The organism is Desulfothermus sp. (genome assembly GCF_053993635.1).
In genome coordinates, this window is sequence record NZ_JBMYBT010000091.1 from 1 (window position 1) to 9089 (window position 9089).

Here is a 9089-nt window from a genome sequence, read left to right on the forward strand (position 1 = left end):
ACAAACTCTTTTGCCTCAGGAAGATATAAGCCTACTTTTGCTTCTTCAAAGGTTACTGTTACATTGGCCTTGACTGCAATAGGTGATGGAATACCCATGTAGCCATTTAGCCCAGATGGGATGTCCACAGATAAAATGTAACTAGATGGTTTTGCCCTATTTATTGCTTCCACTACCCTTTTATAATCATCTCTTAACTCACCTGAAAATCCAGTTCCTAAAAGGGCATCTATTATTATATCATAACCACATAGATTAAAATCATTCTCAGGTATCTTTTCTGTAGATATGCCCATCTTAAGTGTTAAGTTCACATGATAGGCAGCATCTTTTTTGTATGATTCAAGGTCTTTTTTATAAAAAATTTTAACATCTGCTCCAAGATTACTTAAGTGTCTTGCTACTGCAAAACCATCGCCCCCATTGTTTCCAGGACCTGCAATTATGGCAACTTTTTTGTGTTTTAGATTAGGAAAATCATCTTGTATTGCATAAACAACCTGCCAGGATGCATTTTCCATTAAAATTTCACCCAAAATCCCGACATGTTCAATTGTGATCTTATCCCATAATCCCATCTCTTTTGGGGTTGGAAGGGGGATATACATAACCTCGCCTCCTTAATTCTTTTAACCTTCTAAAACTACCATGGCACCTGCTATATTTTTTTCATGGGAGATAGAAAGGAATATCTTTTTTACTCCTAACTGGTGTGCAACATAGGAGGCCCTGGCATTTAACTCTATTTGAGGGGGAGTTGTTTGACCAGGTATTATTTCAATGTGTTGTAATGAGACTCCCTGTGAAAATCCTGTACCCAGGGCCTTAACAAATGCCTCTTTTGCAGCAAACCTGGATGCAACATATCTTACAATATCTTTGGAAGCCAGGTCTCTTTCACGCTCAGTTAAAATGCGAAAGATAAATTTATCTCCCCATCTCTCAATGGCACTGCTAATGCGTCCAACTTCAACTAAATCAAATCCAATGCCCAGGATCATCTTAATCCACAAAGGTGCTTATAATTTCAACCATATCCCTAACTGCCCTCTCCATTCCCACTAAAGCCGCCCTGGCAACTATGCTGTGTCCAATAGAATATTCACAGATCCCATGAACCTTTGAAAATGCCCATATGTTCTCATAATTAAGACCATGACCTAAGTTTACCTTGAGCTTTAGGTCCTGGGCTATTTTTATGGCCTTTAATATCTTTTTCAGCTCATTTCTAATGCTAAGATCGTCTGTTGCATCTGCAAAATGGCCTGTATGTATTTCAATGTATTCACTCCCAATCTTCTTTGCTGCCTCAATTTGTATTTCATCTGCATCTATAAACAGGGATGTCTTAATACCAGCCTCTTTTATGGGAGCTAAAAACTCTTTTAAAAAGTCGATTTTTGATGCTGCATCTAAACCACCCTCTGTAGTGAGTTCCTGCCTTTTTTCTGGCACTAAACACACCATATAGGGTCTTATATCCAGGGCTATTTTTTGCATCTCATCTGTTGCAGCCATCTCAAGGTGAAGTTTTGTCTTAATGGTTTGTTTTAGGAGTTTTACATCCCTGTCCTGGATATGACGTCTATCTTCCCTTAAATGGACAATTATTCCACTTGCTCCGGCTAATTCTGCCAAAAAAGCTGCATGAACAGGATCTGGTTCTTTTGAGAGCCTGGCCTGCCTTATTGTGGCTATATGGTCAACATTTACTGCAAGTTTTGGCATAAAAAACCCCTTTTTTTAATCTGTATTAAAAATCTTAGCCGCCTTTTCCCTTAATTTGAATTTTTGAACCTTTCCACTTGCTGTCATATCATATGATTTAACAAATGCAATATACTTTGGTATTTTATATCTTGCAAGTCTTCCTCTACAAAATTCTTTAATATCTTCCTCGGTATAGTTGTATCCTTCCTTTAAAATTATAAATGCTCCCACTTCTTCTCCATATTTTTTACTTGGAACACCAACTACCTGTACATCATAGATACCTTCCATTTGATATAAAAATTCTTCAATCTCCCTTGGATAGATGTTTTCGCCACCCCTTATTATCATGTCTTTAAGCCTGCCTGTTATACTTAAATATCCATCTTCATCCATGACTCCAAGGTCACCAGAATGTAGAAAACCTTCCTCATCTATTGCCTCTTTAGTAGCCTCTTCCATTTTATAATAGCCCTTCATCACATTATAACCCCTGCAACACACCTCGCCCTGGACCCCTGGTGAGACCTCTTTACCTGTCTTTGGATCTACTAATTTTACTTCAATTCCAGGAAGTGGTTTTCCAACAGTTTCCACTCTTTTTTCTATTGCGTCATCTGTCCTTGTCTGGGTAATAACTGGTGATGCCTCGGTTAATCCGTAACATATGGTAACTTCTTTCATATTCATCTTGTCCATGACCTGTCTCATGACCTTAACTGGACATGGGGATCCTGCCATAATCCCAGTTCTAAGGGATGAATAATCGAATCTGGAAAACATAGAATGTTCTAAAATGGCAATAAACATAGTTGGCACCCCATAAAGGGCTGTGCATTTTTCAGCCTGTATGGCACTCATTGCCATAATAGGATTGAATTCTTCTAACACAACCAGAGTAGAACCATGAGATACTGCTGCAAGCACACCTAATACACACCCAAAACAGTGAAACAAAGGCACAGGAAGGCATATCCTATCTTTATTGGTTAGTTTCATGTTCTCCCCAACCCAGAATCCATTGTTTAAGATATTGTAATGAGTCAACATAACACCCTTGGGAAAACCTGTTGTCCCTGATGTATATTGCATATTAACAACATCATGGGGGGAGAGTTCATCTTGTCTCTTTTTATATTCATCATCTGAAATAATAGTTCCCATACCAATTATCTCAGGTATGGAATAAAGACCTTTGTATTTTTCATGTCCTAAATAACATACCCTCTTTAAATTTGGAAGGACCTTGCTCTTTAAATATCCCCTTGGATGTTCCTTTAGCTCTGGTACAAGGTCATATATCATTGATAGATAATCTGAATCCCTATATCCTTCAACTAAGAAGAGATTTTCTGCTTCTGATTGAGATAACAAATATTTTAATTCAGAAGACTTGTAATGTGTATTAACTGTAAGAAGTATTGCTCCTATCTTTGCAGTGGCAAATTGTAGCGCTATCCAATAGGGCACATTGGGCGCCCAAACCGCTACTTTTTCTCCTTTTTTAATACCAATTGCCATAAGACCCTTTGCAAGTTTATCTACAAGGTTTGAAAATTCCTTATATGTTAGTCTCAAATCTCTGTCTACATAAACTACTACTTCATTGTCTGGATATTTTTCTACTGTATTATCTAATAATTGACCAAGTGTTATTTCCTGTAAATATGTACTTTCGCTCATATTCTTACTCCACTTTGAATAGGTTTTATGCTTTATGTCATGTACAATACTGCATATATCTTTGCCACTTCATCACTGGCACACACAACTTTGTGGGGAACAGCAGAGTTGTAATAAATTGAATCCCCTTGTTTAAGTAAATATTTTTTATTTCCATAAGTAACCTCGATCTCACCAGAAATAACTACTATAAATTCTTCCCCTTCATGGGAGGAAAAATCTATATCATTGTTGCTTGGATATATTTCTATGTAAAAGGGTTCCATGTGTCTATCTGTTTTTCCCCTTCCAAGTGAATAAAATTTCAATGGCAGACCCTCTTTTCCTCCCCTGTATGCAGACTCTTCACAACTCCTTGAATCCTTAGTTGTCACTATTGGATCTTCACTGATCTGATCGTCAATAAATGTTCCAAGTCTTGTCCCTAATGCCCTTGATATCCTTAAAAGAATCCCAAGTGCTGGATAAACCTTATCTTGTTCAATTTCCTTTAATAAGTCCAAACTAAGACCAGTTCTTTTTGACAATTCATCTAGACTAATTTCTTTTAATTCTCTGAATTTTTTGATTCTTTTCCCGATGTTACAAATCTTGTCCATATCTCTCTCCTAATATTTGGGATTTTTAAGATAAGGCTAAAAGAGATATAAAAGAAATATTCTCTTGTAAAGTAACAAAATTGTACTTTTTAAAAAATAATTTGGAAATTTTGTACTTTACTTATTTGATAATAAATTCCCACTTGTGCTTTTTTTTATCAATATTTTAAATCTAATATTGTACTAAAAATTAATATTCATGAATCTTCGCTTAATAGTATTTTAAGAGTTGATTTGTTGCTGGCTAAGAGCAAAAATATTTACATGTATAAAATCACTTTTAGCAAACAGGCTGACAAAGCTCTTCGAAAAATGCCTCGAAATTTAGCGTTAAAAATTGCTAAAAAAATAAAAGAATTAGCTAACCAGCCAGAAAAAATGTCAAATATTAAAAAATTAACTAATCATCCTGGATATAGGATGCGAGTAGGAGATTGGCATGTAGTCTATCTAGTTGATGATAGTGAAAAAAATATTCACATTATAAAAATAAAAACAAGAGGTGGAGTATATAAATGAATGTTCAAATTATTGAAAAAAATGGTAAGCCTGAATGGGCAGTAATTCCTTATAAAGAATATATAAAAATTCAGGAATTAATGGATGATATTGAAGACAGAAAGGATATCGAGAAATATGTCCAAGCAATAGAAAGTGGGGAAGAGCAGAACATTCCTGGTGAAGTGACCTTTGCTATTTTAGAGGGGATCCATCCCATTCGAGCATGGCGTGAATACAAACAAATTACGGTTAGGGAGCTTGCAAAACAAGCAGGTATTACGTCTTCATATCTTTCTCAGATAGAAACTGGGAAAAGAAATCCCTCAATAGAGACATTAAAATCAATAGCAGAGGCCTTGGGTATAGATGTTGAAATATTAATTTGAAGAGCGCACAACAGTGCGCTCAAGCTGACCGCCAACCCTCTGCGCCTTAGGCTTGCGGTTGTAGGCAGCTTATCTTTAATAATAAAGGATACGTTGAATGAAAAAGGATACAGAAAAGGAACTTGGATTTTTAAGATCCATTATAAATATTTTATCATCGGATAGGCTTAGTTTAAGCCAAAAAATGGATAAGAGTTTGAGGGTTATTTTAAGGCGGATTCAGGCCTTAAAGGGCTCTATCATGTTGTACTCAAAAGAAAAAAACACCTTTCAAATTGTTGCTGCTACAAATAAAAAGATATTAGATAAGGAGATTCCTGTTAATCCAGATTCTATTTCTGGTTACGTATTCACCACTGGTGAACCTGTATTTTTTAAAGATATCAGAAAGTCAAAAAAATTTAAGTCATTTGCCATAGGCAAAAATTATAATACTCCCTCTCTTATATGTGTACCTCTTAAAATGGAAAGGCGAATTTTAGGAGTTATTAATGTATCAGACCATAAACAAAATAGATCATTTATGGAAAGTGATTTTGCATTTTTAAAAGATTATGCATCTATCTTATCACCGCTTATAGAAAATTCATGTTTATTTCACAAATTAAAGGAAGAAAAGGAAAAATATAAAAAACTTTCTGAGGAGTTAAAGATAAGCAAAGAAGAATTGCTAATGACTTATACTGAGAGGCAGGAATTAGTTCAAATGGTGGTTCATGATTTTAAAAGTCCACTTTCTGCAATTATATCTAATCTGGATCTATTAAAATATATTGGGCTTAATGATCAACAAAAACAAATTGTGGATACTGCATTAAATGGAGCCAAAAAACTCCTTGATATGATAAATGAATTTCTCCAAATCGCAAAAGTAGATCAATTTCAAAAAGATAAAATTAAATTTGAACCAGTGTCTCTTTTATCTGTATTAAACGAAGTTATAGAAGAATTAAAACCACAAGCAGACATCAAATCAATAAAAATAATACAACAATCCCAGAAGGACGTTATGCTCTGGGGAACACATTCTCTATTTGTACATTTAATCCAGAATTTAATATCCAATGCCATTAAATATACACCAGAAAATGGCCTTGTAAAGATCTCATGGGAGGTTTTAAAAACACAAAGGGCTGGGGATAAATTTAAAAAATTTGCAAAAATTTGCATAGAAGACACAGGCCCTGGAATACCAGATGATTTAAAAAAGGTTGTTTTTAACAGGTTTGAAAGGCTAAAAAGGGATAAGGGAGTTCAAGGTACAGGTATAGGGCTTTTTATTTGCAAGCGCATTGTAAATATATTAGAGGGTAGGATTTGGATAGAAGATGCAAAACCTCAGGGTAGCAGATTTTGTTTTAGTTGTTATGTTTGTGAGGAGGAAGAGTAATGGATAAACAGAAACCAATTTTGTTGGTTGATGATATTCAACCAGCCAGGGAAACCCTTAGTAATATATTAAAGGTCCTGGGATATAAAAATTTTTTAGACGCCTCCAATGGTGAAGAGGCAATAGAACTATTGAAAAAAAATCCAGATATCCAGTTAATTATAAGTGATTGGAAGATGCCAAGGATGAGCGGCATTGAATTATTAAAATGGGTACGCAGCCAAAAAGAATTTAAAAACATTCCCTTTATTATGGTAACATCAAAGGGAGAAAAAGAGGATGTAGCCCTAGCTGCAGAACAAGATGTAACTGAATATCTTGTAAAACCTGTTACTGTAGAAGCCCTTATATCAAAAATAGAAGATATAGATTACAGATTGGCAAAATTAAGAGAGTTAAAACAAAAGCTGGAGGAAATAAAAAAGTTAATAGACTCTGGAAAAGATGAAGAAATTAGAGAAGAATTGGAAAAGGTTTTAGAAGAATTTCCAAAGGACAAATCCAAGTTGCTAAGGGAAATTGCTTATATGTATATGGAAAGGGGATTTTTAGATGAGGCAGAGAAGATGGTTAACTGGGCTCTTTCAGAAAATCCCCTCTATACCAAGGGATGGTGGTTAAAAAATGAGATAGCTCTCAAAAAAAAGGATCTTAATGGGGTACTTTCTGCGCTTGAAAAACTATATGAATTAAACCCAAATTCCTCAAAAGTTCTCTATCATATTGGAAAGATATATCTCGCAAAAGAGAAATTAGACAAGGCCAAAAGTTTCTTTTTAATGGCCCTTAAAGTGGATCCAAAAAACGAACAGCTAATACAGGATATATGGAATGCCTATCTTGAAAATGACCTGTTAGACGAAGTATTCAGGGATTTTGGTCATATATTATTTGAAAAATTAAATGTGGAGACATTAAATAATTTGGCAGTATCTCTAAGTAAAAAGGGTTCTGTGGATCAAGCAATAGTTGCCTATCGTCAGGCACTAAAAAAAGAACCAAAGAATTCCAGACTGCATTACAATCTTGCAGTAGCATATCTAAAGACAGGGAAAAAGAAAAATGCCTTGGTTCATTTAAATGAGGCCATTCAAATAGACCCTGAATTTGAGAACGCCAAAAACCTGTTGGAAAAATTGATGAAGGAAAAGGATCTAAACAAAGAGTAAATAGAAGATGTTTAAAAAATATATAATCTCAAAATTATCTACTGAAATCACGGGATATATTTTCATAATTATTGCAGCTACTTGTTGGGGCAGTATAGGACCAATGGCAAAACTTGCCTTTAAAAACGGCATGGGACCTATGGAGGTAGCCTTTTACCGTGCTGTGTTTGGATGGGTTTTCTTTTTTATCCATGCAATATTTATGGGACTAATACGTATAAACTTAAAGGACTTGCCAATTTTTATAATATTTAGTCTTTTGTGTGTGTCCCTTTTTTACGTCTCATATCAAGTAGCAGTTTCAAAAATAGGTGCTTCCCTTGCTTCGGTGCTCCTATACACTGCCCCTGCCTGGGTAACCATACTTGCGAGGATATTTTTGAATGAAAAAATAACCCCTTTAAAATTAATTGCCCTATTCCTCACTATATCAGGGGTAGTTTTAATCTCTTTTTCCTCAAACACCCCTGAAAATCAACTAAAAATAACACCCATGGGAATTATATGGGGTCTTATATCAGGACTAACCTATGCATTATACTACATTTTTGGAAAAAAAACACTGCAAAACTACTCTTCAATAACCATTTTTACCTACATTCTACCCATTGGCAGCATTCCCTTATTCTTTTTGATACCTAAATCTCTTCCCCCTCTATCTGCGCTCTTTCCATTGCTATTTTTAGGGTTTGTAACAACTTATCTTGCATACATTGCATACTATAAAGGACTAAAATATCTTGAAGCATCAAGAGCATCTGTGGTGGCGACCTTAGAGCCAGTAGTTGCCTCATTACTTGCATTTTTATTTTGGAACGAGGTACTGAGCCCTATTAGCTATATAGGAGGAGCACTTATTCTGTGTTCAGTAATATTGACTATTTCTGTCCAAGAATCATAAGATACAAGATTTTTTATAAATAAGATGACAATAGGTCAGGCAATTTTGTGGATAATAGAATGGTGATAATTGTTTATATCATATGTTAAGTTGCCCTTTTTAAGAGTTGATGTGCCAGCCTGGATAATATCAGTAAGATCTGAAGATGTATTGTTATCAAATGGGGAAGAAACCATATTCTCTGCCTGATCCTTTTTCTCCACTAGTTTTGCCATTTCTTCTGCCTGTTCTCTGTACTTTTCAATTCTGGCCTTCATAGCCATTTGATCTGCCTTGGCAGCAACAGCCCTATCCTGAGGAGATGGATCAGAAGGCGCAAGTGCTGCCCTTTTTATCACTTGTGCCTTTCTTATGGTGGCATCTGGATTCCCTGGCACTGGGGATACATCTATTTTTACTTCTCCAGCAACAGCGTACCTATTTCCGTCTGGACCAATGACATAAGAATATTGGGGACCCCCTCTAACATAAGGGCCACCAGCGGCAATATGGGCCTGTTCATGTGCCTTTACATGGGCATCTATTCTCTTTAATTCTTGAACCTTTTTTTCTTCTTTTGGGTCAGATTTTTTGTCAGATTTACTGTTTTTAGAAAGGCTTAACTTGCCCTCTTTATTTTCTGGAGAATTGATCCCATCACTGGATTTATTAGAGGGAGTATTCTGGCCATTGTCTTTAGTTGTCCTATCAATCTCTTTTTGAGCAACTAAAGTATTTTCAGAAGGATCTTTGTTATTTGGTGATATACCT

The 9089-nt window shown here is 35.4% G+C and carries 11 protein-coding genes; 5 read left to right on the forward strand and 6 right to left on the reverse strand.

The window, feature by feature from the left end; translation table 11 throughout:
* The 5 genes from ACY2V1_RS07150 to ACY2V1_RS07170 form a co-directional block, all read right to left on the reverse strand.
* The coding region (locus ACY2V1_RS07150) for an NAD(P)H-hydrate epimerase (RefSeq protein WP_461834110.1) at positions 1–608 on the reverse strand (608 nt) is incomplete at its 3' end.
* A 21-nt stretch (positions 609–629) separates the two neighbouring features.
* Positions 630–1001: a holo-ACP synthase gene (gene acpS / locus ACY2V1_RS07155; RefSeq protein WP_461834111.1), complete on the reverse strand. Its 372-nt coding sequence runs from the start codon at positions 999–1001 to the stop codon at positions 630–632.
* 1 nt (position 1002) lies between these two features.
* Complete coding sequence (locus tag ACY2V1_RS07160) at positions 1003–1728, reverse strand: pyridoxine 5'-phosphate synthase (RefSeq protein ID WP_461834112.1); 726 nt, start codon at positions 1726–1728, stop codon at positions 1003–1005.
* A gap of 15 nt (positions 1729–1743) precedes the next feature.
* Positions 1744–3393: an AMP-binding protein gene (locus tag ACY2V1_RS07165; protein WP_461834113.1), complete on the reverse strand. Its 1650-nt coding sequence runs from the start codon at positions 3391–3393 to the stop codon at positions 1744–1746.
* Between the two features lie 32 nt (positions 3394–3425).
* On the reverse strand, positions 3426–3992 hold the full coding sequence (locus tag ACY2V1_RS07170; RefSeq protein ID WP_461834114.1) for a cupin domain-containing protein: 567 nt from the start codon (positions 3990–3992) through the stop codon (positions 3426–3428).
* Positions 3993–4226: 234 nt separating this feature from the next.
* Here ACY2V1_RS07170 and ACY2V1_RS07175 point away from each other — a divergent pair, with 234 nt between their 5' ends.
* The 5 genes from ACY2V1_RS07175 (at position 4227) to ACY2V1_RS07195 (ending at position 8339) form a co-directional block, all read left to right on the forward strand.
* Complete coding sequence (locus tag ACY2V1_RS07175) at positions 4227–4511, forward strand: type II toxin-antitoxin system RelE family toxin (RefSeq protein ID WP_461834115.1); 285 nt, start codon at positions 4227–4229, stop codon at positions 4509–4511.
* A complete protein-coding gene (locus ACY2V1_RS07180; protein ID WP_461834116.1) occupies positions 4508–4879 on the forward strand; it encodes a helix-turn-helix domain-containing protein in 372 nt (123 codons plus the stop codon). The genes ACY2V1_RS07175 and ACY2V1_RS07180 overlap by 4 nt, the downstream gene beginning before the upstream one ends.
* A gap of 97 nt (positions 4880–4976) precedes the next feature.
* On the forward strand, positions 4977–6269 hold the full coding sequence (locus tag ACY2V1_RS07185; protein ID WP_461834117.1) for a GAF domain-containing sensor histidine kinase: 1293 nt from the start codon (positions 4977–4979) through the stop codon (positions 6267–6269).
* Positions 6269–7438, forward strand: a complete 1170-nt coding sequence (locus tag ACY2V1_RS07190; RefSeq protein ID WP_461834118.1) for a tetratricopeptide repeat protein — start codon at positions 6269–6271, stop codon at positions 7436–7438. Before ACY2V1_RS07185 ends, ACY2V1_RS07190 begins: the two co-directional genes overlap by 1 nt.
* A gap of 7 nt (positions 7439–7445) precedes the next feature.
* Positions 7446–8339: a DMT family transporter gene (locus ACY2V1_RS07195; protein WP_461834119.1), complete on the forward strand. Its 894-nt coding sequence runs from the start codon at positions 7446–7448 to the stop codon at positions 8337–8339.
* 35 nt (positions 8340–8374) lie between these two features.
* Here ACY2V1_RS07195 and ACY2V1_RS07200 read toward each other — a convergent pair.
* On the reverse strand, positions 8375–9089 hold a 715-nt coding region (locus tag ACY2V1_RS07200), incomplete at its 5' end, for a putative metalloprotease CJM1_0395 family protein (RefSeq protein WP_461834120.1).